The 25,644-nt window shown below is 59.5% G+C and carries 23 protein-coding genes, 1 tRNA gene and 1 other RNA gene; 16 read left to right on the top strand and 9 right to left on the bottom strand.

Annotation, left to right across the window (positions count from 1 at the left end; translation table 11 throughout):
• The first annotated feature begins 56 nt into the window (after positions 1–56).
• Positions 57–132: transfer RNA gene (locus HMPREF1287_RS04855), tRNA-Val, on the top strand.
• A gap of 105 nt (positions 133–237) precedes the next feature.
• On the opposite strand, the gene HMPREF1287_RS04850 is transcribed toward HMPREF1287_RS04855, so the two are convergent.
• Together HMPREF1287_RS04850 and HMPREF1287_RS04845 are read right to left on the bottom strand one after the other, a co-directional pair.
• The gene (locus tag HMPREF1287_RS04850) at positions 238–1,203 is read right to left on the bottom strand and encodes an SURF1 family protein (RefSeq protein ID WP_023017181.1); all 966 of its coding nucleotides are present in this window, start codon (positions 1,201–1,203) and stop codon (positions 238–240) included.
• A gap of 10 nt (positions 1,204–1,213) precedes the next feature.
• Positions 1,214–1,705 carry a low molecular weight protein-tyrosine-phosphatase gene (locus HMPREF1287_RS04845; RefSeq protein ID WP_023017182.1) on the bottom strand — a complete coding sequence of 164 codons (492 nt, stop codon included), beginning with the start codon at positions 1,703–1,705 and terminating at the stop codon, positions 1,214–1,216.
• A gap of 93 nt (positions 1,706–1,798) precedes the next feature.
• Between HMPREF1287_RS04845 and HMPREF1287_RS04840 the strand changes: the two genes are divergently transcribed.
• From HMPREF1287_RS04840 to rnpB, 5 genes are all read left to right on the top strand, one after another.
• Positions 1,799–2,941, top strand: coding sequence for a Nif3-like dinuclear metal center hexameric protein (locus HMPREF1287_RS04840; protein ID WP_023017183.1), 1,143 nt, complete (start codon positions 1,799–1,801; stop codon positions 2,939–2,941).
• A complete protein-coding gene (locus HMPREF1287_RS04835) occupies positions 2,942–3,661 on the top strand; it encodes a zinc ribbon domain-containing protein (protein WP_023017184.1) in 720 nt (239 codons plus the stop codon). It begins immediately after the preceding gene.
• Positions 3,658–4,854, top strand: a complete 1,197-nt coding sequence (locus HMPREF1287_RS04830) for a bifunctional RNase H/acid phosphatase (protein WP_023017185.1) — start codon at positions 3,658–3,660, stop codon at positions 4,852–4,854. Before HMPREF1287_RS04835 ends, HMPREF1287_RS04830 begins: the two co-directional genes overlap by 4 nt.
• Positions 4,855–5,186: 332 nt before the next feature.
• Positions 5,187–6,251: an alcohol dehydrogenase AdhP gene (gene adhP, locus HMPREF1287_RS04825; protein ID WP_005278221.1), complete on the top strand. Its 1,065-nt coding sequence runs from the start codon at positions 5,187–5,189 to the stop codon at positions 6,249–6,251.
• 68 nt (positions 6,252–6,319) lie between these two features.
• Positions 6,320–6,775, top strand: an RNA gene (rnpB, locus tag HMPREF1287_RS11965) — RNase P RNA component class A.
• 3 nt (positions 6,776–6,778) lie between these two features.
• Here the strand turns inward: rnpB and HMPREF1287_RS04820 are convergent.
• Positions 6,779–8,053, bottom strand: coding sequence for a galactokinase family protein (locus HMPREF1287_RS04820; protein ID WP_023017186.1), 1,275 nt, complete (start codon positions 8,051–8,053; stop codon positions 6,779–6,781).
• 251 nt (positions 8,054–8,304) lie between these two features.
• Here HMPREF1287_RS04820 and HMPREF1287_RS04815 point away from each other — a divergent pair, with 251 nt between their 5' ends.
• On the top strand, positions 8,305–8,499 hold the full coding sequence (locus HMPREF1287_RS04815) for a hypothetical protein (protein ID WP_023017187.1): 195 nt from the start codon (positions 8,305–8,307) through the stop codon (positions 8,497–8,499).
• 69 nt (positions 8,500–8,568) lie between these two features.
• Here HMPREF1287_RS04815 and HMPREF1287_RS04810 read toward each other — a convergent pair whose 3' ends face one another.
• A complete protein-coding gene (locus tag HMPREF1287_RS04810; protein WP_023017188.1) occupies positions 8,569–10,326 on the bottom strand; it encodes a CYTH and CHAD domain-containing protein in 1,758 nt (585 codons plus the stop codon).
• A 175-nt stretch (positions 10,327–10,501) separates the two neighbouring features.
• The gene (locus HMPREF1287_RS04805) at positions 10,502–11,542 is read right to left on the bottom strand and encodes a DUF2786 domain-containing protein (RefSeq protein ID WP_023017189.1); all 1,041 of its coding nucleotides are present in this window, start codon (positions 11,540–11,542) and stop codon (positions 10,502–10,504) included.
• Between the two features lie 195 nt (positions 11,543–11,737).
• On the opposite strand from HMPREF1287_RS04805, the gene HMPREF1287_RS04800 reads away from it, so the two are divergent.
• The 5 genes from HMPREF1287_RS04800 to HMPREF1287_RS04780 all read left to right on the top strand — a co-directional run bounded on the left by HMPREF1287_RS04800 (position 11,738) and on the right by HMPREF1287_RS04780 (position 18,251).
• Positions 11,738–13,075: a glutamine synthetase family protein gene (locus HMPREF1287_RS04800; protein ID WP_023017190.1), complete on the top strand. Its 1,338-nt coding sequence runs from the start codon at positions 11,738–11,740 to the stop codon at positions 13,073–13,075.
• Between the two features lie 7 nt (positions 13,076–13,082).
• Positions 13,083–16,142, top strand: coding sequence for a bifunctional [glutamine synthetase] adenylyltransferase/[glutamine synthetase]-adenylyl-L-tyrosine phosphorylase (locus tag HMPREF1287_RS04795; protein ID WP_023017191.1), 3,060 nt, complete (start codon positions 13,083–13,085; stop codon positions 16,140–16,142).
• Between the two features lie 96 nt (positions 16,143–16,238).
• Entirely contained in the window at positions 16,239–16,601 is a 363-nt protein-coding gene (locus tag HMPREF1287_RS04790) for a hypothetical protein (RefSeq protein ID WP_023017192.1), read from the top strand.
• A 1-nt stretch (position 16,602) separates the two neighbouring features.
• Positions 16,603–17,070 carry a hypothetical protein gene (locus tag HMPREF1287_RS04785; protein WP_034654143.1) on the top strand — a complete coding sequence of 156 codons (468 nt, stop codon included), beginning with the start codon at positions 16,603–16,605 and terminating at the stop codon, positions 17,068–17,070.
• A 404-nt stretch (positions 17,071–17,474) separates the two neighbouring features.
• Positions 17,475–18,251, top strand: coding sequence for an AAA family ATPase (locus tag HMPREF1287_RS04780; protein ID WP_023017195.1), 777 nt, complete (start codon positions 17,475–17,477; stop codon positions 18,249–18,251).
• A gap of 4 nt (positions 18,252–18,255) precedes the next feature.
• Here the strand turns inward: HMPREF1287_RS04780 and HMPREF1287_RS04775 are convergent, their stop codons facing one another.
• Complete coding sequence (locus HMPREF1287_RS04775) at positions 18,256–19,563, bottom strand: nitrate/nitrite transporter (protein WP_034654141.1); 1,308 nt, start codon at positions 19,561–19,563, stop codon at positions 18,256–18,258.
• Positions 19,564–19,601: 38 nt separating this feature from the next.
• Between HMPREF1287_RS04775 and thrC the strand changes: the two genes are divergently transcribed.
• The 4 genes from thrC to HMPREF1287_RS04760 are packed head-to-tail and all read left to right on the top strand — an operon-like array spanning position 19,602 to position 22,594.
• On the top strand, positions 19,602–21,044 hold the full coding sequence (thrC, locus tag HMPREF1287_RS04770) for a threonine synthase (RefSeq protein WP_005278277.1): 1,443 nt from the start codon (positions 19,602–19,604) through the stop codon (positions 21,042–21,044).
• Positions 21,045–21,051: 7 nt separating this feature from the next.
• Complete coding sequence (locus HMPREF1287_RS12575; protein ID WP_023017197.1) at positions 21,052–21,198, top strand: hypothetical protein; 147 nt, start codon at positions 21,052–21,054, stop codon at positions 21,196–21,198.
• Entirely contained in the window at positions 21,173–22,018 is an 846-nt protein-coding gene (locus HMPREF1287_RS04765; protein WP_023017198.1) for a trypsin-like serine protease, read from the top strand. The genes HMPREF1287_RS12575 and HMPREF1287_RS04765 overlap by 26 nt, the downstream gene beginning before the upstream one ends.
• A 30-nt stretch (positions 22,019–22,048) precedes the next feature.
• The gene (locus HMPREF1287_RS04760) at positions 22,049–22,594 is read left to right on the top strand and encodes an NUDIX domain-containing protein (protein ID WP_005278283.1); all 546 of its coding nucleotides are present in this window, start codon (positions 22,049–22,051) and stop codon (positions 22,592–22,594) included.
• On the opposite strand, the gene HMPREF1287_RS04755 is transcribed toward HMPREF1287_RS04760, so the two are convergent.
• The 3 genes from HMPREF1287_RS04755 to glnA all read right to left on the bottom strand — a co-directional run bounded on the left by HMPREF1287_RS04755 (position 22,591) and on the right by glnA (position 25,603).
• On the bottom strand, positions 22,591–22,965 hold the full coding sequence (locus HMPREF1287_RS04755) for a hypothetical protein (RefSeq protein WP_023017199.1): 375 nt from the start codon (positions 22,963–22,965) through the stop codon (positions 22,591–22,593). The two genes, HMPREF1287_RS04760 and HMPREF1287_RS04755, sit on opposite strands and share 4 nt — an antisense overlap.
• 30 nt (positions 22,966–22,995) lie before the next feature.
• On the bottom strand, positions 22,996–23,940 hold the full coding sequence (locus tag HMPREF1287_RS04750) for a TDT family transporter (protein WP_084519542.1): 945 nt from the start codon (positions 23,938–23,940) through the stop codon (positions 22,996–22,998).
• Between the two features lie 229 nt (positions 23,941–24,169).
• Positions 24,170–25,603: a type I glutamate--ammonia ligase gene (gene glnA, locus HMPREF1287_RS04745; protein WP_023017201.1), complete on the bottom strand. Its 1,434-nt coding sequence runs from the start codon at positions 25,601–25,603 to the stop codon at positions 24,170–24,172.
• Between the last annotated feature and the right edge of the window lie 41 nt (positions 25,604–25,644).

Raw genomic sequence — 25,644 nt, 5'->3', positions numbered from 1 at the left:
TGATTTGTGTAGCTTCACACTCCTGCGCTACTGTACATAACAGCGCAAGGGCGCATGCGGCTTTAGCTCAGCTGGAAGAGCAATTGGTTTACACCCAATAGGTCGGGGGTTCGATCCCCTCAGGCCGCACCATTTTCAAGTCTCGAGACATCGTTTTTAGAACGGTGACTCGAGACTTTTTGCATGCGTGGCCGAAAGTAGGCCCGAGACGGGCCCATAGCCAGCCAACGAAGACGGCTAGTAGCGCTCGCGGCGGCGCTTTTTCAGCTTGGCGTAGTGGTCCGGCTTGGAATCGCCGTAGCGAGAGCGGTTGCGCAGCTCGGTGGCGAGAGGTGCGGGATCGGTGTTGGCATCGGTAGCGCCAGTGGCATCGGCATCGGCATCGGCAGCCGTGCCAGGTTCGCCGTTGGAGGCGGGGGCATCGGCAAGCGATTCCGCATCCGCATCGAGGGCCTGCATGGCGGCTTCTTCTTCGCGCAGGCGGCGGCGCTCGCGAATCTCGGACCAAATAAAGTAGCCCAATCCCAGCGGGGCCATGATGCCAAAGGCAATCCACTGGTAGCCGTAAGAAAGGTGGTTGCCGCGGTCGAGCTGCGGGATGGGCATGGCGTTGAGGACGCCCGGCTGGTCCTCGGAGAGCTGGATATAGTCTTGGCCTAAGTCAGCACCGATAAGCGAGCCCACCTGCTCGGTGTGGATGGAATAGACCTGCTGGTAGCCCTCCTGCGTGATGGGGGCGGTTTTGTGCTCGGCCTCATTCGAGCGCACCATGCCAGTAATCGTTACCTCCTCGGAGGGGGCGGGCGGAATATCCGGCACCGCATTGCCCTCCTCGGCGCTGACCCAACCGCGGTTAATCAGCATGGTCAGGCCCGCATCGGTGCGGAAAGGAACCAAGGATTGATAGGACGGGCCGGAACCGGCGGGGCGCAGGCGGAGTAGCACCTCATCCTCGGGCAGGTAGTGGCCCTTCAGAGTGGTGCGGGACCATTCATCGCCAGAGATGGCCCCATCATCGTCTACGACCTGGTCAATCGGCTGCGGATCGGCCTCGTAGGCGTGGGTGATGTTTTCATTGCGCTCCACAATGTCATCGTCCTTTCCCAATTGCCACGGGGCAAGGACACTAAAGGCCAGGTAGGAAAATGCCACCACGAAAAGCAGCATGAGTACCCAGCCAGGCTTGAGGAACGTCTTTAGCATGCCCCCAAGTCTAGTCGTGGTTTTCGCGAATCCAATCCAGCAGGCCGGGGACGGCGGCTTCGATATTCTTGCGCGCGGTTTCGAAGTCTTCTTCGCTGCCGTAGTAGGGGTCTGCGACCTCGGCGCCCTCCGGGGAATTGGGATCGAAGCTGCGCATCAGGCGGACCTTGTCAGAGTCGATGCCCAGATCGATGAGCGAATCATAGTGCCCGGAATCCATCGCGATGAAGAGATCGGCATTCATGTGCTCTTCGCCCAATTTGGATGCGCGGTGGGATGCCCCATCGTGCCCGGCGCGGCGCAGTTCTGCCACGGCCCGCTCATCCGCGCCTTGCCCCACGTGCCAGCCGCCGAGCCCGCAGGAATCCACGGTAGCGAGGAGATCGAGCATGTCGTCTTCCATTTCATCGCGAACGATGATTTCGGCCATGGGCGAGCGGCAAATATTGCCGGTGCACACAAAGACGAGGTAGAGACCCGAGTGAGAAGAAGATTCAGTCATGCGAAAACCCTTTGCGCAGATAGTACTGTAGTGCGGGAGACAGGATATAGCACTAGCGTAATTTACAAGAATCGAGCATAAAGGAGTATCCCCATGTCTGCTGTGCGAGTGGGCGATGTGCGCCGCGTTTTGGATCAGGCCTATCCGCCCCATTTGGCCGAAAAGTGGGATGCCGTAGGCCTTATTTGCGGCGATCCCGCAGACGAGGTGCGCACCGTTGCCTTTGCTTTGGACTGCACCCAAGAGGTCGCGGACCGCGCGGTTGAGCTCGGCGCGGATATGTTGGTAGTCCACCACCCGCTGCTCCTGCGCGGCGTGGAATCAGTGGCGGCCGATACGCCCAAGGGCAAGGTCGTACACACCCTAATTAAAAATGGCGTGGCGCTTTTTGCCGCCCATACCAATGCCGATAAGGCCCGGCCAGGAGTTAACGATAAACTCGCGGAACTCGTGGGCATTACTCCGGGCCGGCCCATCGTGCCGGAGGCCCCAGAGACCATCGATAAGTGGGGAGTGCATATCCCTGTAGGCAGTGCGGAGCAGGTAAAGCAGGCGCTTTTCGATGCCGGCGCGGGCCACATCGGCGCCTATTCTCACTGCTCCTTCGATATCGCGGGCAAAGGCCAATTCCAGCCGGAAGAGGGGGCGGACCCGGTAGAAGGGGACATCGGCAAGCTGCACCGCGGCGACGAGGCACGGGTGGAATTTGTGGCTCCCTCCTCGCTGCGGTCCACGCTGATTGCGGAGCTGCACGAGGCGCACCCGTATGAGGTGCCCGCCTATGACATCGTGGAAACGGCCGGAAGCGGCGACCTTGATACCGCGCTGGGCCTGGGGCGCGTGGGCGAACTGCCCCGCGAGATGACCCTGCGGGCGTTTACACAGCAGGTGGCCAATGCCCTGCCGGAGACCGCATGGGGCATCCGGGCCGCCGGCGACCCAGAGCAAAAGGTGCGCACCGTGGCGGTATCGTCCGGTGCCGGGGATTCCTTCCTGGGGGCTGCGGCGAAGTTAGGCGTCGATGTCTATGTCACCTCCGATCTGCGCCACCACCCGGTGGACGAGCATTTGCGCGCCGGGGGACCAGCCGTCATCGATACGGCCCACTGGGCCAGCGAGTTTCCCTGGACGGCGCAAGCAAGCGATATCGTAGAAGCAGCATTAGAACTAGATACGGAAATTATTAGCCTGCGCACTGATCCGTGGACTATCTCCGCGCACCCAAAGGAGTCATAAGTGAAACTATCGCAAGAACTACAGCCGGTACTGCTGGAATTGGCCAACCTGGAACGCTCGCAAGGCATTGGCGGGGAAAAAGAGCTGCCAGAAAAGGTCGAATACGACAAGGCGCAGCAGGAACACAAGCGCTTGCTCGATGCCTCCGGTTCCGCGCAGATGGCAGTCGATGACATGGAAAATGAAATCCTGCGCATCCAGGCCGATGAGCGCAAGCTGCGCCGGCGCGAGCGCGATGACAAGGGCCAGCTCGGTGCCGAATTGGATACCGAAAAGCGCAAGGATATCGAGCACGATCTCTACGCCACCAAGTCCCGCATCGCGGATCTGATGAGTGAGCTACAAGAAGCCCACAATGAGATCCACGCGCTGCGCTCCAACTTGGACGTCCACGGCGCGCGCGTCTCGGATTCCGAGCGCAAGCTGGACATGCTGCGCCGCGCCGCCGACGCCGCCCAAGAGGCCGCGGATAACCAGCCCGATCCCGCCGTGCGCATCGCGGATTTGCGCGAACAGCTGCCTTCCGATGTCCTCGAGGAATACGACGCGCAGCGGCAAGAAAACGGCGTTGGCGCCGCGCAGTTTAAGGCCAACCGGGCCTGCGGTGGCTGCTTTATCGTCTTGCCGCCCGCCGATAAAAACGCCGTGCGCAATGCGCCTGCCGATGAGCTGCCACAGTGCAGCGACTGCGGTTCCTACCTGGTGCGCCTGGCATCATGAAGGTCATCATCTACGCCGATGGCGGCTCGCGCGGAAATCCCGGAATCGCAGGTTCTGGCACCGTCGTCTACGCCGCCGATGGTGAGACGGTGTTGCGCGAAATCGTCTATGTCGTCGGCAAGAAAGCCAGCAACAACGTCGCCGAATATCACGGGCTGTTGCGCGGGCTGGAAGCTGCAGTCGAGCTGGGCGCGGATGACGTCGACTTTTATATGGACTCCCGGCTGGTCGTCGAGCAGATGAACGGCCGCTGGAAGATCAAACACCCAGACATGAAGCAGCTGGGTGTACAGGCGCAGAAGCTCATGCAGCAGCTCGGAAGGGTGAACCTGAGCTGGGTGCGGCGAAACGACAACAAAGTAGCCGATGCACTGTCGAATGAGGCTATGGATGCTGCTGCCGCCGGCCACGCGCCGGGTGTGGTGGACCGCGGCGATGATTCTGGCGATGATTCTGACACTGGTGATACTGCCGCTGGCGCTGATGAACAGGCCGTGTCCGATACTTTTTCGGATGCTGGCGCTGCGAAAATTAGCACCGGCTCGCATGCCTCGTGGACGGGCGCGACCTGCCAGCCGACCACGTTGATTCTGGTGCGGCACGGGCAAACGACCTACTCCGCTGAGCACCGGTACTGCGGGCACAGCGATATTGAGCTGACCGAGACCGGCATGCAGCAAGCAGAAGCTTCGGCTGCCGCCGTGGCCGAACGCGGCGAGATTGATCTGGTGGTGTCCTCGCCACTGCAGCGCTGCCAGGTGACGGCGAAAAAGATCGCGGAAAAAACCGGTGCCCAGGTAGAAACGCACGACGCGTTGATCGAGGCAGATTTTGGCGACTGGGAGGGGCTGACCTTCCAACAGGCCCAGGATGACGATGCCGCGCTGCACGATGCCTGGATTACCGATGCGTCGCTAGCACCGCCAGCTGGGGAATCACTCGCACAGGTGCACCGCCGCGTACGGGAATTCCGAAAAGAACTCGTCGCCAAGCACCCCGGTAAAACGATCGCTGTGGTCAGTCACGTTAATCCGATTAAATCGTTGACCCGCCAGGCGTTGAATGCTGGGCCAGCGACGTTTAGTCACCTGTTTTTGGATCTTGCCAGCATTGGCGTCGTCAAGTTTTATGACGAGAACTCGCCGGTGGCATCGGCGGTACTCAGCGTGAACGAAACCGCGCACCTGCGCTGACGGTGATGTGAGCTTAGTTTTTACGCAGCTAGTACCGGGAACTCGATAAGCAGCGGCTACAGTTTTTGCCGCTGCCTTTCTTTCGCTTACTGCCTCCACCGTGCGCACCGTGTTCGGCTTGTACTAACCCCTCGTTGGTGAGCCTTATAAGCCGCCGAGGGCGTTAGGTGCAGCCACTCTTGATGGCAGGACAGGTGCGCAGCGAAATGAAAACAATACCCAATAAGTGATTTGCTTCACATTTTATTATTTTGTTTCTATACTGAAATTCGGCAGTTTGCTCATTAACCAGAGCTCATTGCTTGAGCTCACCAATCAGAGGAGGAGAAGCAATGACTACACCAACCAGAACCGCACAGTCCACACAACCACCGAAGGAATTCACGGCAGCAGTCGTGGAAGAATTCGGCCCTAATGTCACCGTCCGTGCAGAAAAACTCCCAGAACCCGGCGAGCACCAAGCACTCGTGAAACTCGAGGCATCCGGGATTTGTCACACCGACCTGCACGCTGCAGAAGGTGACTGGCCCGTAAAACCAGAACCACCGTTTATCCCCGGACACGAGGGAGTAGGGCGCGTCGTCAAGCTTGGGCCGGGTGAACAGTTCGTGAACGAAGGCGACCTTGTCGGCAACGCCTGGCTCTGGTCGACGTGCGGCGAATGTGAATCCTGCTTAACTGGCTGGGAAACCCGCTGCGTGAAAGCAGAGTACGGCGGCTATACCGTCGACGGAAGCTTCGGCGAATATATGCTCGTTGACACACGCTACTGCGCACGCATCCCGGAAGGTAGCGACCCGGTAGAAGTCGCACCGATCCTATGTGCAGGCGTGACCGTATACAAAGGTCTGAAAATGACCGAGACCAAGCCCGGTCAATATGTCGTCATCTCCGGTATCGGCGGCCTGGGGCACCTGGCGGTGCAATACGCCGACGCGATGGGCATGCGGGTTATCGCCGTTGATATTTCCGATTCCAAGCTGGAGCTGGCCAAGCGCCACGGCGCAGAATTTACCGTGAACGCCAGCGAAGTTGACCCGGTACAGGCGGTGCAGGACTTTACTGACGGTGGCAGCCACGGAGTGCTGGTGACTGCGGTGCACCCGGATGCTTTCGGGCAAGCCATCGAGATGGCTAAACGCGGCGGAACCATCGTGTTCAATGGCCTGCCATCAGGGGAATTCCCGGCGTCCATCTTCGACATCGTGCTGAAGGGGCTGACAATTCGTGGCTCGCTCGTCGGCACGCGTCAAGACCTGGCCGAGGCCATTGATTTTTATGCGCGCGGCAAGGTGAAACCAGATGTCACCGAATGCAGCATTCACGATGTCAACGACGTGTTCAAACAGCTGCACGACGGCAGCATCGATGGACGAAAAGTCATCCGTTACGACTAAGCGCCTTGCAGAGTGTTCCAGCAGATTTGCACAGGTGCGCGGCTATCGACGAAGATGGAGCGGGTGAATGAGCCGGCCGGGCGATCGCGGCTGACAAACTGTGCTGACAGCTGGTGGGCGCAAGTGAAAGTCGAGGAAAGTCCGGACTCCACAGAGCACGGTGGTTGCTAACGGCAACCCGGGGTGACCCGCGGGCAAGTGCAACAGAAAGTAGACCGCCTTGTGCCTCCACTTGCGTTTCGGCTCAAGTTGGGGACACAAGGTAAGGGTGAAACGGTGCGTTAAGAGCGCACCAGCATCGTCAGTGATGGCGGTGGCTGGGTAAACCCCACCGGGAGCAAGGCATCACGGCCCTGCCACGTTGCAGGGCCCGATCAGGCGTTTTAAGGCTGCTCGCCCGAGCCTGAAGGTAGCTGCTGGAACCAACTGGCAACGGTTGGTCTAGATGGATGTTCGCCGCGCGGCGTTCCGCTTAATGGGGCGCTGCGGTTAGACAGAATCCGGCTTATAGGCCGGCTCATTCGCCCTTAATCTTCTACTTTGGCGGGCTCGCCTGCGGCCAGCTTCACCAGTAGGAAGCCATCGTCTGCCAAATCCGCCGCGAAGTTTTCCGCGCGGTTGCTGGGGACATAAGCAATAACGGCTCCAGATAGCCCCGCGTGCGCCGAGCGCGCGGCCACCGCGCCGCGGACCGTGACCAGTTCCGCGAGCTTTTCTGCGGAATCGAAGCCATAGATATTGGTCAGCGAGGCCTGCGACTGCAACACAATGGGGAAAAGCTCGTTGCGGCGGTGCGAGCGCAGGTAGCGCACGAAGTGCTCCACGCGGGAGGTCTCTTCCTCATAAAATGCCATCCACTCAGTAGCCGCATTGATGCTGGGGCGGCCCTCCTCGCCGTAGACCTTGTGCACCGCCTTGAGCCACTCCACCACGCGCTGTTGAGCATCGGGCAATAAGCGCAGCGACTCTGTGCCGAAGGAATGGCAAGCATCATCGATAAACTGCTGGCGCTGGCGGATGGCGTCAATTGCCTGTGACTGTTCTTCCGCAGTGTTCCCGGGCACCGCCACGGCGAAGGCCACCACGTCTTGGTCCACGACGTGGGGCGCGTGGGTGACCGAGCCATCGGCATAGTCGATGATGCACACACCGTCGCCACTGCTGCGCAGCGCGGCGGTGTGGCGCGCGCGAAGGGCGGGCTTATGGGCAAAGGTGGTCACCGCCTGGGTGCAGACATCCGCAACGCGCACGCGCAAGGGCGCGTCGAGGTTATCGGTTGGGCCCATTAAGGCAAGCGCTACGGCAACATCCGCCGCCGATGCGGCGCCTAAGCCGATATCGTTGGGGATATCGCTCACGATGGTGATATCCGCTCCAGCCGTCTCCCTGGACAGTAACTGGCGGTTGACCATGGTATGCACGATGCCGCCGATGCGCGCGGCCAGCCCACCTTCTGGTGCGGGCGGGATGACCGGTTGCCCCTCTGAGTCCGTCGTGGGTTGTTGCGCCGCAGCGAGCGCCGCCACCTCTTGAAGGCCAATGGAATCGTGCGCAGGCTCCCCGATTGCCGGCACGTAGTGGACGGAAACGATGCCATCCTTGCGCGAACTGACGGCCGCCGCCGCGCGGAGATCCGACAGGCTTGCGGCGACGATGCCCCCATAATGATCGATATGCTCACCAATGAGCGGCCAGGTCGCGGGCGCGCTGGCGACATGGGTGGGCTCCGTTTCCACGATAGAGGCGTGTTGTTGTGCAACGCGCTCAGCAATAGGGGACTTAGGCGTCGACCACAGTGGCATGAAGGCAAAAGCTCCTTTTCCAATTCGGCGGATAAAAATCACGCGGCTACGTGGCGCGGGCTAGCGCCATGGACAAAGTAGCCGATAAAGCGGCTCCCTTGCTCTGCTTGACGGTGCAAGGGAGGCATGAAAAGAAATACTGCCCTCATATTCTAGCGGGCGCGTGTTTTCATGCATGGGTAGTGTGGGCACCAACCACAGGCGGGCGGCGCACACGTGCTGTCCAAAGTATATAGACGAAAGGGACTACCGTGGCGACTACAGCAGATGAGAAGTGGTATTACGACCCTTCCACCAAGGAAGTCAGCAAGGGCAAAGTATTCGGCTGGGAAAACCGCATGGGCCCCTATGACACCCGCGAAGAGGCCGAGCACGCCATAGAAATTGCGCGCGCTCGCACCAAAGCCGCCGATGCCGCAGATAAAGAAGATGATGGCTGGGACTAGTTTAATTCCCAACCATCACCTGGCAGCTACCAATGCGGCCTAACGCGCCACAACTGGTGCCACGGCCCGCTACTTCTTCAGCTTTTTGCGCAGCGGCTTAAATGCGGCCTTGATGTCCTTGAAAGACTCGTTGTAATCATCCAAGGCGGCCAGGCCGATGGCGCGTTCGCGCTGGTACAGCAGGCCGTAACCAAAGGTATCTTCCCCGCGGCGGTGCGCGTTCTGGGATAGCTCGAGCAATTTATCCCGGGAGGTAACCGAGTCTTGGAAATCTCCCAAGACCGATTGCATCTTTTTGCAGGCCTTGTACAGACGCTTGGTCTTTAGCTTCGTTGCGGAACCGGCTGCCTCTGCTGCGTAACGCAGTTTCTTGGCCGCCTTGCGCATATCGTGGAAATAATCCTCGCGCTCGTGCAGTGAAAGCTCCGCGTTATCCCAGTTGTCTACTGCCTTCTTATGGCGCTTGACCAACTTTTTGTAGGTCTTTTCCAAGTGGCGTGCCATCACGGCATCGACGTCCTCGGCCTCCGCATCGCCGGCGTTGGGGGACTTTTCCGTCTTCTTTTCAGCGGTCGGTTCTTCCTCTGCGGGGTGCGTTTCCGCGGATTCTTCGGCAGAATTTTCGGCTGCATCCTCAGACGTATCCCCGTCAGCGTCCACGGTAGCGGAATCGTCTTCGCTGTCGGCATCTTCTGCAGACTGGGCACCGGCCGTCGGGGGATCCGCCAATAGGCGGTCAAGGGACTCGAGCAATTCGAGGTATTCTTCAGAATTTAGCGCGGCGATAACCCTGCGGTGCGCCCGCCGGTAGGCCGTTCCCATATCGCGGGAGATGTGTTCGCGGGTGGCGGCATCCAAGGTATCGGAGTCCTCGGACTCCAAGAGCTCTTGCCAGCGCTCTTCCACAACCTCTGCATCGCGGGCTACGCCCAAAATGCCGGCGAGTTCTTTGAGATCGGCTTCGATCTTCTCAATCTGTGGGCCGACGACAATGCCGTGAAAAGTCTGCAGGTGGCTGCGCAGCTCGCGGGTGGCCACGCGCATCTGGTGCACCGAGTCCCACTCATCGCGGCGAACGCGCGGATCGTAATCAATGAGCTTGTCCCGGTTGGCTTGCAGCGCTGTAATCACTGCGGCTGCTGGGGAATCCTCATCAACGTCTGGGGTAATGAGCGCGGGCGGTAGGGGAGCATTGTTGTAGGAATCTCCCAGGGCTGACTTCAACTTAGACGGGGACGAAGAAACGCGCGCCCCAGCGCCGATGAGAAGTGAAGTGGCGCGGCGGATGAACTGGCTTCCCGCTTCGGTGCCTGGAAGCTCACCGGCAAGCTCTACCTCCCATTCACGCCAGGATTGCTGCTGCCCGCCGGGCAGGAAGGAAAAGGCGGTGACGTGGTCATCGCAGAATTCCGCGACCGGATTATTGTGCTCATCCGCAAGCAGCATCTCGGTGCGGTTATTATCCACCTGCGCGATGGGGTTTAACTCGTTGTGGCGAACGATGGAACGCACCTGCCGTACCAGCTCTTGGGGTACCTCGTACTTGCCGTCTACCGGTTCTCCCAGCTCGGCATGGATCTCGGTCCGGCCACCCTCGCTGGGGATCTTGATGTGCCAGCCATCGTCATTGCCGCCGGTGCGGCGGCGCAAGGTGATTTTGGCGTGCGTTAGGCGCAAATCTTCCGTGTCGTAATAAATGGCGGATAGAGCGTGGCGGCGCGTTTCTGCTATATGGTCAACGGATTCGAGTCGAGTGAGTTCAGGTAGTTGAGTCGATTCTGCTACGGCGAATTTCGCTTCTACTTCCAGGAAAGTCTGTGTTGACATTCACATACCCTTAAGCTTTTACAACAATTAATTTCACCTGTGATCCTACCCGTGACGCGCAGCGATCGCCTGAAAAATTTCGCAGCGTTTGCTGTGCGCACAGGTAGAAATGCGCAGCCGACACCATGGGCTGAAAGCGGGCAGAAGAAGCCGCGGGGTGAGGGGGCCGCCGGTATTAAGAATCGATGCCAGTGGCAGGCCCACCCAAGTGAGACTTATCCGCGGCCGTGATGCCATCAGTGATGCCATGCAGACTATTCATAGATAGCGAGGATGTGGTCAGGTTGGGAAATAGGCGGTCGCGGGTTTCCTCGGCATGATCGGTGCGGGCCTGCAGTGCAGGTAGCGTCTGGGTGGCGATGAGCTCCGCGTGGTGGCTGCAATAGGGAGACTCATCGAGTTTTTCTTCGATGCCGTATTCATTGGCCAGCTCCAGCAGTTCCCCGATCCGGGCGGCATAGGAAAGCCGAAAGCTCCGGCGATAGGCTGCGGTGGTCTGTGTTGCGCGTGCAAACTCGGCACCCTCGCTATTGCGCATGTACCAATCGCATTGGCGGTTCAGCGAGGAGAATAGATCGGCGCAGTGGGCGGCGTCTTCGGGCGCGCCGATGATGCAGGCAAGGCCCTTTTCATGGATGAGGAGGGTGGTGCACCCATTGGCATTGGCGATGGTGCCTAACAAGGTGACCTGGTGTTTGATATATGGCGGGTGAACGTGCACGCGGTGGGAAATGAGGCGGGGCTGGTCCACGGTCAAGAGATCTTCGATGCGGTATTTCTGCTGCAGCGACTGGGCCTTAGAAATAAGCACCTCTGCCTCTTCTGCAAAGGACGTGGACTCGGCCTTGCGCAATAGCCCCAAAATCTTGTGGCGGATTTTATCCTGCTTATCGCTAGAGTCACCAGCCTGGCTCAACTCGCCGCCTGCTAAAAGTTCGGTATCGCGCAAACGCGGCAGGTGCACCAGCTCTTTCATGATGGCGCGCATTTTATCGGGGGGAATGAAACTTTCTTGCGGTGCTTCTAATTGCAGCCACGCTTTGCGCAGCGCGGGTGAGGTGATGCGGGCAGGTACGTGCGGGCTAGCGCGGTAGATGAGGGGATAGGAATAAGCGCCCAGGACGTGGCGTAAATCGTCCGGGGACCACCCGTATTGGGCGGCAGTAACTATGGCATCGATAACGCTGGCAGAAAGTTCATCAACGTGGGAGGTCATACTAGTTTCTTCCTTTAGAAAGGTTGTACAGGTGTTCGCTTGCCCCACTAGCAAAGCACGTGCGCGCAGCCGTACCTGCTCCTATAACCCCCGCTAGCTACCCCCTGAATACTCTGGCGACCTGCGAATCTGACCATGTGGAAATTGACTAATGAACTGCACACTGCCTAGCGGTGAGCCGGTAAGGTTTAGGGCATGAATAGCCAACACGAATTCGTCTTACGCACCGTTGAGGAACGCGATATCCGCTTTATCCGCTTGTGGTTTACGGATATCATGGGCGCCCTCAAATCCGTAGTGATGAGCCCCTCCGAACTCGAATCAGCCTTTGAGGAGGGGATTGGCTTTGATGGCTCGTCGGTAGAGGGGTTTTCCCGCATCTCGGAATCAGACACCATTGCGCTGCCGGATCCCTCCACCTTCCAAATCCTGCCCTTTGATGACAACGAGCCGGACCTGCAAACGGCGCGCATGTTCTGCGATATTGCGCAGCCAGACGGCCAGCCCTCCGTGGTAGATCCGCGCCATATCCTGCGCCGCCAGGTCACCGAGGCCGCCAATGATGGATTTACCTGCATGGCCTCACCAGAAATCGAGTTCTACCTGCTGGAACACAGCAAGGAACTGACAGACTTGGTCCCCACCGATAATGGCGGGTATTTCGACCAAGCGACGCACGATACCGCGCCGCTATTCCGGCGCCGCGCCATGCTGGCACTGGAATCACTCGGCATCGCCACCGAATTTAGCCACCACGAAACCGCGCCGGGCCAGCAGGAAATCGATCTCCGCCACGCCGATGTGCTGACCATGGCGGATAATATTATGACCTTCCGGCGCGTTATTAAGCAGGTGGCCACGGATTCCAATGTGCGGGCAACGTTTATGCCCAAGCCCTTTGAGGATCTCCCGGGCTCCGGAATGCACACGCACTTTAGCCTGTTTGAAGGCCAGTCCAATGCTTTCCACGATCCGGACGATGAATTTTCGCTCTCGCGCACCGCTAAGCAATTCATCGCCGGGATTTTGGAGCACTCTACTGAGATGAGCCCCATTATCAACCAGTGGCCCAACTCCTATAAGCGGCTGATGTTTGGCAATGAGGCGCCGGGCTCGGCCACATGGGGCGTGCAGAACCGTTCCGCTTTGGTGCGCGTGCCGACGTACCGCTTGACCAAGGAAGAATCGCGCCGGGTGGAAATCCGCTCCATCGATGCCTCCATGAACCCATACCTGGGCTATGCGGTCATCCTCGCAGCCGGGCTGCGCGGCATCCGGGAAGGATACGAATTAGACGATCCCGCTGAAGACGATGTCCACCAGCTCACCCACCGGGAACGCCGCGCCATGGGGTATAAGGATCTTCCCTCCAGCATGGACCAAGCCCTGCGCGAGTTTGAAAAGTCCGAATTTATGGCAGAGGTCTTGGGCGAGCACGTCTTCGAGTTCTTCTTGCGCGCCAAATGGGAAGAATGGCGCGATTACCAGCGCCAAATTACGACAGTCGAGCTGCGCAACAACCTGAACTTCTAGGAGAATAATGCGTCCTGCCACGGTGCCTTCGCCGGCGTCGCTGGGCCTTAGCCGGTCCCATGCCGCACAAGACTTAGAACAACTGGGATGGAATAACCCGGAGTCCGTTGACCTTTTATGGACGCTGGCTGCGGTCGGTGATCCAGATTTGGCGCTTAATAACCTCGTGCGCATTTACGAGCAGGCCCCGGAGCTCGATGCGGAAATCCGCAGCAATGAGCAGGTGCGGGTGCGCCTTCTCGCGCTCTTGGGGGCGTCGACGGCGTTTGGGGATCACCTCGCCGCGCACCCGGAGCTGTGGGAGGAGCTGAAAAAGCCCCTCCCAGAGCCAGAAGAGATGCTGACTAGCCTGCTTGAAACGGTGGGGGCGCAGCCGGCAACGTTCGCTGCAGAGCTCGATGCTCCTGATCCAGCGAGGGACGATCTCAGTGCGCCGGGTACGTACCGCGCGAGCGAGGGCGAGCATAAAAAAGAGATGCGGACCCAGTACCGCACGCTGATGATGCGGCTTGCCGCGCACGATGTGGCGGGTACCTTCCACTCCCGCAAAGGGCAATCTCGCCCGCAGCCGGAGGTAAGCTTCCGGCAGGTCACCACGCTGACGACTGCGCTTGCCGATGCCGCCCTTACCGCCTCCCTTGCCGTTGCGGTGCGCAAGATCTACGGCGACGAACCGCTCGATGCGCAGCTTGCGGTCATGGCGATGGGCAAGTGCGGTGCCAGCGAGCTCAACTACATTTCCGATGTGGACGTTATCTTCGTCGGCAGCGAGGCAACGCCCAAGGCCACCAGGCTAGCCGCGGAGTTTAACCGGATTGGTTCCACGACATTTTTTGATGTCGATGCGAACCTGCGGCCGGAGGGCAAGTCTGGGGCGCTGGTGCGCACGCTGGATTCGCACGTGACCTACTACCGCCGGTGGGCAGAGACCTGGGAATTCCAGGCGCTGCTCAAGGCGCGGGCGATGACCGGTTACCTGCCGCTGGGGCAGGACTATCTGGAACAGATTCGGCCGATGGTGTGGACGGCCTCGCAGCGCGATTCCTTCGTGGAAGACGTCCAAGCCATGCGCCGGCGTGTATTGGATAATGTGCCGGATGAGCTCAAACACCGCGAGCTCAAGCTGGGCGTCGGCGGGCTGCGCGATATCGAATTCGCGGTGCAATTGCTGCAATTGGTGCACGGTCGCTCCGATGAATCCCTGCGCGCGTTGTCGACGGTAGATGCCCTCGACGCGCTTATTTCCGCCGGTTACGTGGGCCGCGAGGATGGCACGCAGCTCATTGAGGCCTATGAATTCTTGCGCCTTTTAGAACACCGCCTGCAATTGGAGCGCTTCCGCCGCACGCACACCCTGCCGGCAGACGATGATGAAGCGGGCCTGAACTGGCTCGCGGTGATTTCGGGGTTCTCCCCGCAGGGCACTAAGTCTGCGGTGCAGGGCATGCTCGCGCATTTGCGCCGCATCAGGATGCGCATTTCCGAGTTGCACTCGCGCCTGTTTTATCGCCCACTTCTCAATTCCGTGGTGACCATGTCCGCCGATGAGCTCAAACTTTCGCCCGAGGCGGCAAAGCTACAGCTTGCGGCATTGGGCTATAGCTCGCCGGATCGCGCCTTCGAGCACCTGACCTCCCTGGCGTCCGGGACGTCGCGCAAGGCACGCATTCAAGCCATCTTGTTGCCCCCCTTGATGGAGTGGTTGGCAGACACCGCGGACCCGGATATGGGGTTGCTCAATTACCGCAAGCTCTCAGAGGCCGCCCGGGATAAGTCGTGGTTCCTGCGGATTTTGCGGGATGAGGGGATCGTCGGCCAGCGCTTAATGCATATCCTAGGAACCTCGCCATTTACCGCGGACCTTATCATCAGCGCCCCGGATTCGGTAAAGCAGCTTTCCGATGGCGCGACCGGCCCCAAGTTGCTCGAAACCAAGCCTGAGCAGGTATCTAAGGCGCTGGTTAATTCCAGCAAACGCCATGCGCACCCGGATAAGGCGGTGGCGGTCGCGCGCTCGCTGCGCAGGGTGGAGCTGGCGCGCATCGCCAGCGGCGATCTCTTAGGGATCATCCCCGTTGAGCAGGTGTGCCAAGAGCTGTCGACTATCTGGAACGCCGTTCTGGAAGCCGCCCTGCGCGCGGAGGTGCGGGCATGGCGGAACGACCACGAGGATGCGGAACCGCCGGCGCGCATTGCGGTGATTGGCATGGGCCGACTCGGCGGCCGTGAGCTTGGGTTCGGTTCCGATGCGGATGTCCTTTTCGTGGCAGAGCCTGACGCAGCAGACGATGAGGGCGAGGCCATGCGGTGGGCCATCGGGATCGTCGATAAGCTGCGCCGCCGCCTTGCCAAGCCCTCTGGGGATCCTCCCTTGGACGTTGACTTGGGCCTGCGCCCGGAGGGGCGTTCGGGTGCTGTGGTGCGCAGCATTGCCTCCTACAAGCGCTATTACCGCGAGTGGGGCGAGGCCTGGGAAATGCAGGCGCTGCTGCGCGCGGCCTTCATCGCCGGGGATAAGGAAGTGGGCGAGCGCTTTATGGAGATGATCGATGAATACCGCTACCCGGATAGCGGCGCGAGCCAATCCACCATTCGCGCCATCCGGCGCATGAAGGCTCGCGTGGATAATGAGCGCCTGCCGCGGGGAGCTGATCGCACCACCCACACGAAGCTGGGGCGCGGGGCGCTGACCGATATTGAGTGGACGGTGCAGCTGCTGATTATGATGCACGGGCACGAGCATCCAGAGCTGCGCCAACCAGGGACCCTGCCGGTGCTCGATGCGCTGGAAGAAAGCGGCGTCTTAAGCGCCGCGCAAACCAGCGACCTGCGAGATGCGTGGTTGATGGCAACGGATGCCCGCAACGCATTGGTGCTGGTGCGCGGCAAGCGGGTGGATCAATTGCCAGGTCCTGGCCCACAATTGGCCCAGGTAGCTGGCGCGGCCGGGTGGACGCCGGAGAATAACCAGGATTTCTTGGATACGTACCTGAAATTGACCCGGCACGCGCGCAAGGTGGTCGATGAAGTCTTTTGGGGAGAGGAGGAATCCTTCGAGCATTCTTAAAGTTGCCGCATAACTTGGTCTATACAGCGCTAATTCCCTTAACTTTTGAAGTATCGGGCCCTAAAGTAGGAACAAGTTAGAGAAAGGATCTTTGGTATGTCATTTCAGCTGCAGCTCGATGTGGACTCCGCCACCGTGGGAGAATTGGCCGCCTTGCTTTCCGCCGCTCGCGCGGCAGGGGTCCGCGATGATGACGTCCTAAAATTAGATGGCTCCACCTTGACCATTGCGGTCTCGGCCCCACACACGGGCGCGTCCCGCGGCGGGCAGAACCTCGATGCGTTGCATCGCCAAGACGACCTTGATCGTGAGGGCGGTGCGGACTCCCGCTCGCGCGGGCGCGGCGACGGCATTGGGGAGGCCACGATTCGCTCGCTCATTGATATTTTGAATGAACGCGGCACTGGCAATTCCTCGCGCGGTAATGGTTATGGCTTCTTCGGAGGAAATTCGGATTAACATGGCTAAATCTTCGGGAGCCCACCGCAGGAAGCTTATCTACCTCTGGGGTTGTATCGCCGTGGCGGCCATTATCGCCGTCGTCGTTGGCACGTGGGCAACCAGCCGCCATCAGCCGCCTAAAGGGACGATGACCGTGGGCGATGCCGTAGCCGGGGGAGTGGTACAGGAAGAAGCGCCCGCTCAGGTTAATGGTGCGGTAGGAGGCGATGCGTCTTCGGAGGCCAATCGCGTGATGTCGCTGGCGAAGGCATTGGGCATTCCCCTGGAATCGGTGCCGCGCGATATTACCCAGAATAAATCCGGAAAGTCTGATGTCCGGCAGTATCTCGAGCGCGAATTAAAGAGCGCCGTGGCCTCTGGTGAGTTGGATGAAGACGATGAAAAGGCCATCATCGGGGCCTTCGAAAAGGGGATTGTCATCCCCGCCAGCGATGGCATCGTGGCCGAAAGTGCCCCGGCGAATTAGGCCAGGCCGTGGCCACGGATTGCCTGCGAACGGCCCCAAGAAGTTTCAGGAAACCGGCAGACTGACGGCATGGCCTTAACAGCTCGTCTCCCTAGAGTTATCCCATAACGAAACGGTAACGAATAATGGTGTGCGTTACCGAGGGACTGGAGGAGACGATGACAATAAGCAATAGATTATCTACAACCTTGGCGGTGGCCGCAGCCATAGTATTTCCTATTAGCGGGGGATTGGCGATTGCCTTTGCGGTGAATACGGTGCCAGCAGAGACCATTGCCCAAGCAGCAACAGGGGATCCATTAATCCTGCACCTCAAGTCCGCACTCGAGGTAGCAACAGCGCTAGCGAAGAGATAGCGTGCATTACCCTATCTGTGCACCGCCGCTGCTGCTAAAGTTCCAGGCATGTTGGTTGATGCCATTCGCCTGAAATCCATGCCGCGGGATTATCGCCGCAGCCTGCCTGCCTTCGATTACCTAGCGGATTTAAGGCGCTTTTCCTTTACCCGCCCGGTGACGATTTTCGTCGGCGATAACGGCATAGGAAAATCCAGCCTCTTGGCCGCCATGGCAACGGATCTTGGGTGCTCTCCCAAGGGCGGCCGGATGGGGGATCCGGAAGCAATCTTGCCAGTAAGCCCGGTGGCTTGTGAGTGCACGGAGCTTATCCAGCGCGCCTACTTCCTGCGGGCGGAAACCCATGAATACCTGCTATCGCGCGAGCAATCCCCCGAGGAAACCGGCGGGCGTTCCACCCTGCCCACCCAGGTGGATGTGCAGGCCCGCTCGCACGGCGAGTCCGTCTTCGATGTGCTCTATGAGCGAGTTGACGGCGCTGGGGTCTATATTCTGGATGAACCAGAATCGGGATTGTCCGTCGTCCGGCAATTGGCATTGATAGCGGAAATCGCCCAGGCCGTTGACCGCGGTGCGCAGGTATTTATCGCCACGCATTCACCCATCCTATTAGGCTGCCCCAATGCCGATATCGTGGAATTAAATGACACCGGCTTTCAGCGCATTTCCTTTGACGAGGCCGAGGCCGTGGCCGCTACCAGGGAGTTCCTCGAAGACCCTGAGGGGACCATCAACTTTATCTTGGACCCAGACGCAGAAGATGCAGAGGCGGAGGATGCAGAGGCGGCCGACACCACGGTGGACGGGGCCGAAAGACCCGAATAGACCGCTAGGTTACTTCCACGATCCGCACGGATGGCCCCGCGTAGCCGCCGCGCCGGCGCAGGATGTGGGTGATGATGACACCAGCCATGCCGCACAGCCATACGGCGAGGACGGCGAGGGCGGCGGAGGTGAAATCGGGCATAGAGTAATTGGGGGCATCGGCAGAGTGATCCAAGACCATGCCGAATAATTGCGCGCCCAACATGCCGGAGGTAAACCCGCCCATATTACCCAAGCCGGTGGCGGTAGCCACGACAGAGCGGTCCATGTTCTCGCGGATGATGTCGAAGCCATAATTCGACGTCGGCGTGCACAGCGCCAAGATAAAGGAGACCACGGTGATGGCCGCCAGACCCCCGCCGGTGCCGAAGGCGAAGAATAGTACCCAGGTCAGCACGTGCAGGCACACGAACCCGAGCGCGACCCATGGGCGGATATTCTGCGCGCGGGAGGAAATCCGGCCGTGTAAGGGCCCGACCAGAACCAAAAATACGGCCAAGAGGGTCAGCACGAGGCTGGCCTTGCCCTTGGATAGTTCCATGCCTTGGGTCATCATGGGCATGCCCCACAGCATGACAAAGACAATCAGCGGCAACATGCCGCTGTAGTGAATAAAGTATGCTTGCCAGGCGATGGGCGAGGTAAAGACCGCCTTTAAGCGGGCACCGATGCTGCTGCCCTGGGAATTGGGCGGTTCTTTTTCTAAAGGGATAACCCCGAGCTTCTCTGGGGAGTCAGCGACCGCGACGGCGGCGGCAATGGCAACGAGGATGCCTACTGCGCCCAAGGTCACGAACGCCGCGGTCCATCCCGCAGTTCCTAGCAACCAGAGGAAGGGGACGGCGGAAATGAATTGGCCCATCTGGCCAATGGAGGAGGTCACCTGGGTAAACATCGGTGTGCGGTGCAGCGGGAACCAGTAAGGCAGGATGCGCATCACCGATAAGAAGCCCGTGGCATCGCCGGCGCCGATGAGCACGCGTGCGAAGATAGCTACCCCGTAATTGCTGGTAAAGCCGAGTATGACCTGGCCAACGCCCATAATGACCGCGCCCACCACGAGCAGGATGCGGGGGCCAAATTTATCGATCAGCATGCCGGTGGGGATCTGCGCGATGGCATAAACGCCCAATTGCACGGAGGTAAATACCGCGATGCGCCCGGCATCGACGTCGAAGCGCTCGATGGCATCAAGGCCGGCGACGCCGAAGGAAGACCGCCCGGTAATGGCTACGAGGTAGACCGCCATTGCCGCGATCCAAATCATTAACGCCTGGGTTGTGATAACTTCTCTGGGATTTGGCTGCGACATGGCTGATACCTTACGCGTTAACTACTAGGATTCATCTTGTGAAGTATATTTCGACCCGTGATACCACCGGCCAGCCCGCATCCTTTACGGATATCCTTTTAGGAGGGCTCGCGCCCGATGGCGGCCTTTACCTGCCTGAAACCTACCCGCAACTAGATTCCGCCACGTTGGATGCGTGGCGCGATGTGGTGAAAACCAACGGCTATGCCGCCCTTGCGGCCGAGGTCATCAAGCTGTTTATCGATGATATTCCAGACGAGGATCTGGATAAAATCGCAGCCCGGGCATATACCAACCCGAAGTTTGCCTCCCCAGAGATCGTGCCGGTCACTGAGCTTGGCGATGCCCTCTTTATCGGCCACCTGTCCGAGGGCCCCACCGCTGCATTTAAAGATATGGCCATGCAGCTTTTGGGCGAGCTTTTTGAATACGAGCTTGCCCGCCGCGGGGAGACGCTGAATATTTTGGGCGCTACCTCTGGCGATACCGGCTCTTCTGCTGAGTACGCCATGCGCGGGCGCGACGGCATCCGCGTTTTCATGTTGACCCCAGCCGGGCGCATGACCGCCTTCCAGCAGGCCCAAATGTTTGGCCTGGATGATCCGAATATCTTCAATATCGCCCTCGACGGTGTCTTTGATGATTGCCAGGACGTGGTAAAGGCCGTCTCCAGCGATGCGGAATTTAAGGCCAACTACCGCATCGGCGCGGTCAACTCCATTAACTGGGCGCGCCTGCTAGCCCAGGTGGTTTACTATATTTCCTGCTGGATCAAGGTCACCGATACTAACGAGCAGAAGGTATCCTTTAGCGTTCCTACCGGTAACTTCGGCGATATCTGCGCTGGTCACATCGCGCGCAGCATGGGCCTTCCCATCGATCGCCTCATCGTGGCGACGAATGAGAATGACGTCTTGGATGAGTTCTTCCGCACCGGCAACTACCGCCCGCGTCCGGCCGCGGAAACCATGGCCACCTCGTCGCCGTCTATGGATATTTCCCGCGCCTCGAACTTCGAGCGCTTCGCCTTCGATCTTTTAGGCCGCGATGCTGCCCGCGTTGCGGATCTCTTTGGCACCAAGGTCAAAGAAGGCGGGTTTAACCTGGAAGAAGAGCTCATCACGGCCGCGCGTGAAGACTACGGTTTCTTTTCCGGTTCCTCCACCCACGATGATCGGCTCGCCACCATCAAGGACGTCCACGAGCGCTATGGTTACCTGGCGGATCCGCACACGGCCGATGGCATCAAGGTGGCGCGTGCGGCCCAAAAAGAGGGCGTGACGACGCCCATTATCTGCCTGGAAACGGCACTGCCGGTAAAATTCAGCGAAACCATTACCGAGGCCATCGGGAGCGCGCCGCAGCCACCGGAGCGTTTCGCTGACATCCTAGATGCGGAGCGCCACGTGGCGGATCTGCCCAACGATGCCGCAGCGGTCAAGGACTTTATTACCTCGAGCATCAAGAACACGGAGGTGTAGCAACCACATGGCATTAGAAAACTTCGCCGGGCCGGAGCACTATACCGAATTCGATCCGGAAAAATTCATCCGCGACTTAAAAGCACAAGCAGAGGCGGATAAGGAAGAACAGGACAAGGACTCTGCAGGTGACGCGGGTACGAATAGCCAGTAGCCTGCTGGCAGTAGTAGGGCTCTTTACGGTGGCATCGTGTAGCACCGATGCCACCCAGCAGCAGGATGGGGTGGTTGCGCAATCCACTGACACGCCACCGCCGGCGCCGCCGAACGAGTTTTATGAGCCCGCGGTGGTGCCGGTGCCCCCAGGCGCCGCGCTGAACTTAACCACGAGTGACCCGCAGCCGGGCGAGTACTTTAACTTCCAGTCCTGCACCGCGGCGTGGTCCTTCGCGCTTGCCGATGGCCGCACCATCGCCGTGACAGCCTCCCATTGCGGCAAACCTGGCGATAAGGTCTGGGCCGGAACCCAAGAGGGCGATTTCGCCTACCCAGCCGATCCAGTAGGCGAGGTGATCTATTCGGACTTCTTTGCCGAGGAGACCAATCACTTAGACGTTGCCTTCATCGAGCTGTACCGCGATGCGCAGTACTTCACCCCAGGCGAGGTAGCCACCACCGTAGCCACGCAGCTGGACAAGCTGCCGGACGCGGTATGCAAGCTGGGCAGTTCTACCATCGTGACCTGCGGGAACGTGAAAAACGCGGTGGATTCCACACAACTGAATTACCAGGGCCTAGAACACGATTCCAACGCCGCCCTGGCGGAGATGTGCAGCGCGGTCGGGGATTCCGGCGGGCCCGTTTACGGCGATGTGGATGGCCGGCAGACCATCGTGGGGCTGGTCTCTGGAATCACCGAGCCTTTGGACGAGGGGCATAGCTGCGAAGACACGCAACAAAACATCGACGTGGCCTTTACCACCGCACCGGATATCCAGGAATTGGCACTGAAGGTCCTCGGCCCCGTGGCATAGGATCAGGCACAATTGGCTACGCTAGGTGGTATGCCAACGCCTGATTATATTGTGAAGCTGCGCGAATCCATCGGCCACGATCAGATCTTCGTCCCCGCGTGCAGCGCCATCATTCTCCGCGATGTACCAACCGGTGCGGCCCTGTGGGAGGTGCCGTCCGTACTGCTAGTCAAGCGTGCCGATAATGCCGTGTGGACCCCGGTCGAAGGCATCTGCGAGCCGGGCGAGGAGATTACCACCACCGCCTTGCGCGAGGTCAAGGAAGAGGTGGGCCTCGATGCCAAGGTGGAAGCGCTCCTCGGTGTTGGCCAATCCGGTCCGGTGACCTATCCCAATGGCGATGAATGCATGTTCATGAGCACCGCGCTGCGCCTATCTGTCGCCGACGGCGCCGAGCCCGTCATCAGCGATGAAGAAAATACCGAAGCGCAGTGGTTCTCGGTGGCCCACCTCCCGGATAGCGTGTCGCGGCGCCATCGCCTGATGATCGCGGATGCCGTGGCGCACCTCAAGCACCCGCAAGGCTTTTCTCCCCGCATGGGCTGGATGAAGCGCAGCGAGCAGCCCGGGCTCTAGCGCGTTTCCTCCGCGCCTATGAGCAGTCGCTTTAACTCCTGCGCGTTGTTCGCTACGACCAGCTCTTGGGCGATGCACTCCCTGGCCTCTTCCACGTCTTCGTCGTAACCGCAGCAAATGACCGTGGCATCGATAGTCATCAGCAGCTTGCTGCGGCGCGCCAGCTCAAAAAATAGCTCGCTATCGTCTGGCCCCCATTCCCAGGCGGTGCCATAGAAATCCTGGGCGCCATCGCCAAGCCAGGAGGTTTCAAGCGCTAGGCTTGCTCGGAATAAAAAGACCCCGTCGCGCCGCAAGCCGGCGAGCACCTCCCGCACCCCGGCAAGGTCCGCAGCATCCCAGGCAATGAAGGTAATAGGCGAAGAGCTCATGGCCCGATGATAGACGAGGGAAGACATCACCTAGTGAGTCAGTTCTTTGCGTGTGCGGCCCTCCCAGAGCCAGCCTAAGAAGCGCGCTGAGCACAGGCACCAGTGAGCGATAAGCAGCAGGGGAATGCTCAGCGCGATAACGTCAAGCCATTCTGAACCATTGACCAATGCGGTCTGGTGCCCGCCCATGCTCACGGTGCCAGGCGGAAAGGTGCACGCCCACCACGCAGGGGAATAGGGAACCCAGCGGGCTGCTTGCGGATAAAAGTTCACCATCGCATACAGCGATAACGGGATGGCGATGGCGAGCGCGATAAGCCCGTAGTACACGGAGACACTGCCGGGGTAGAGGATCTGCATTGCGGTAGTAGATTGCCCAACCACGCCCAGTGGCACCCACGCGGTGGCGGATTTTCCACCGCTAAAATCCACTTTGCCGTGCCACGCCGCCCAGTAGACGTAGACAAATACCGGGACTGCCGTCAGCAAAGACATAGCGAAGAGCGCGGTACCCATGATGTGGTAAATCTGCCCGTAATCGCGGGCCAACCACCCGGCTACCGATGCCGAAATCATTGGCCCTACCAAGGGGAGACCCCAGGTAAAGCGCGGATCTCCATCGAAGCGAGTGAGCTGAATGCCCCACGTGATGACGGTGACGGGACCACCTACCCAAAAGCCGACGAGGCGGAATATTCCAATGTCCGTCAAACCGGATAATGCCGCCCCAAGCGCGAGGACGCCGATGAAAAACATGGACCATTCCGCCATGGTGGTCCGCTCAAACCGCGGACTGCGATAGCGCGCGTAACCGGCAGTCAGCACGACGAAGATGGCGCATGCAAGTGCGGCAAATACACCAGCGGCAACAAACATGTCTTCTTCAACCAACATGCGCGAGACGATGGAGGTGCCCATGAGGCTGCCGGCCCATGCAGGCCCAGGAGGGGGAAGTTGGTGGATTTTATCAGTCACTACCCAGATTCTAATTTCACCCGAATCCGCATACTAAGACTGAGCCGCTTTTTACCTGGTGAAAACCCTCATGTGTGCTGCAGAGAGCGTCCAGCCTCAAAGTGGGCGACGACTATGACGAAGCTCTCGGGCAGCCCAGCGGTACCGCCGTAAGCAAAAGAAGGCAGCCACCTAAGCATTGGTTAGGTGGCTGCCTTCTATCCGGAGCTAGCTGAGAACTAGCGTCTCTTTAGCAGTCGAAGTAGAGCTCGAACTCCTGCGGGGTGGGACGCAGGCGCACGGGGTTGATCTCGTTTTCGTACTTGTAGTTGATGTAGGTCTCGAGGAGGTCCTCGGTAAAGACATCGCCCTCGGTCAGGAAGTCCATGTCTTCCTTCAGAGCCTCTAGGGAGGCCTCCAGGGAGGTCGGTGCCTGTGGGATGGACTCGGCCTCTGCTGGCGGAAGCTCGTAGAGGTCCTTATCCACTGGGGCGTGTGGCTCGATGCGGTTCTTTACGCCATCCACACCGGCCATCATCATGGCGGCAAAGGCCAGGTATGGGTTGCTGGATGGGTCCGGGGCGCGGAACTCGATGCGCTTAGCCTTCGGGTTGGAACCGGTGATCGGGATGCGGATCGCAGCCGAACGGTTGCGCTGGGAGTACACCAGGTTGATCGGTGCCTCGAAGCCAGGAACCAAGCGGTGATAGGAGTTCAGCGTTGGGTTGGTAAAGGCGAGCACGGCACCGGCGTGGTGGAGGATGCCGCCGATGAAGTAGCGGGCGATATCGGAAAGCCCGGCGTAGCCAGCCTCATCGTGGAAGAGGGGCTCGCCATCCTTCCACAGGGACATGTGGGCGTGCATGCCGGAACCATTATCGCCGGCTAGTGGTTTAGGCATGAAGGTCGCGGTCTTGCCCCACTCCTGGGCGGTGCGCTTGACCACGTACTTGAAGGTCTGGATGTCATCGCCGGCGTGCAGCAAGGAGTTGAAGCGGTAGTTGATCTCGTTTTGTGCCGCGCCCACCTCGTGGTGGAAACGCTCGATCTCAAATCCGACCTCTTGCAGGTTGGCCACGATGTCATCGCGGACCTCGCTGTGCTTATCGTACGGCGGGGTGGGGAAGTAGCCACCCTTTACGCGGGTCTTGTAACCGGTATTGGGGGTGCCGTCCAGGTTGGTCTCGTTATCGCGGTTCCACCAGCCTTCATCGGAGTCCACCTCATAGAAACCGTGCTGCATATCGGTGCCATAGCGCACGGAATCGAAGAGGTAGAACTCGGCCTCGGCGCCGAAGTTGCAGGTATCGGCGATGCCCGTGGACTGCAGGTATTCCTCGGCCTTGCGGGCGATATTGCGCGAGTCACGGGTAAAGGGCTCAAAGGTAAAAGGATCATGGACGAAGAACTTGATATTCAGGGTCTTCGCCGAACGGAAGGGATCGATATGCGCGGTGGCCGGATCCGGCAGCAGCGTCATATCGGATTCCTCAATGGTGGTAAACCCACGAATGGAAGAACCATCAAAGGCCAAGCCATTTTCGGCATCTTCTTCAGTAAATTCGCTGGCAGGGATGGAAAAGTGGTGCTCGGTGCCGGGGACGTCCGTAAAGCGGACATCTACGAACTTTACGTCCTCATCCTGAATATATTGGACGATGTCCTGCACTGTCTCGAAAGACAAGATTGCCTCCTGTTTGTTGGCCGATGAATTATCTGCCTATA

Origin of the sequence: Corynebacterium sp. KPL1986 (assembly GCF_000477975.1) — a bacterium.
In the GTDB taxonomy this organism is placed as follows: Bacteria; Actinomycetota; Actinomycetes; order Mycobacteriales; family Mycobacteriaceae; genus Corynebacterium; species Corynebacterium accolens.
The sequence above is the reverse complement of the archived record's forward strand: the minus strand, read 5'-3'. Positions and strand labels throughout refer to the sequence as shown.